At 45.0% G+C, this 802-nt stretch carries 1 protein-coding gene and 1 pseudogene; both read left to right on the top strand.

Translation table 11 applies throughout. From position 1 onward, the window contains the following. Positions 1-365, top strand: a pseudogene (locus ACS8FD_RS19150) (GTP 3',8-cyclase MoaA); the annotation flags it as partial. A gap of 66 nt (positions 366-431) precedes the next feature. Continuing rightward, positions 432-802 (top strand): molybdopterin-binding protein (locus tag ACS8FD_RS19145; RefSeq protein ID WP_439277026.1); only part of this gene is annotated, 371 nt, incomplete at its 3' end.

Below are 802 nucleotides of genomic sequence, written 5' to 3'. Positions count from 1 at the left end.
CCCATTCCGATACCATCATCGATTATCTGACTGAGCATGGCTGGCAGCCACACGTAAGAGGTAGTAGCGATGGCCCAGCAGTAGAGTATAGTCATCCAGACTATGTGGGTCGCATCGGTATGATTGCGCCTTATGCTGCGCATTTTTGTGATACCTGCAACCGCCTGAGAGTCAGTAGCCAAGGCAAGGTGCATCTGTGCTTGTTTGATCAAGGCAACTACGATATTCGTCAGCATCTGCAAACAGGGGATATACAAGGTTTGGTTGAGACTTTGCACAGCTTTATGCCGATCAAACCTGAACACCATCATTTGCATGAGTCTAATAGCGGCATTATGCACAACTTATCGATTATTGGTGGTTAGCATGACTGTACTCTAATCATAAAAACTATATTTAAATTATAAAAACTGTATTTTTGAGGAATCCCTATGAGCAAACCTGCTACCAAGTTTACCCCACTTAATATTGCCGTATTGACCGTTTCTGATAGTCGGACGCTGGCAGAAGATACGTCAGGCCAGTATTTAGCAGATAGCTTAACCGACGCAGGTCATCATTTGGCAGATCGCAAGCTGATTACCGACGACATTTATCAGATACGAGCGGTGATTAGTGGCTGGATTGCTGATCCAAATGTGCACGCGGTCATTACCACGGGCGGTACAGGGTTTTTTATTAGAGACAGTATGCCAGAGGCAGTAAATGTATTGTTTGATAAATCTATCGACGGCTTTGGTGAGATGTTTCGTCTGATCTCAAAAGATGAGATTGGCATGTCAACGGTACAGTCGCGCGCGGT

This window comes from Psychrobacter sp. 1U2, assembly GCF_051847575.1.
This window is presented reverse-complemented; position numbering and strand designations above follow the sequence as displayed.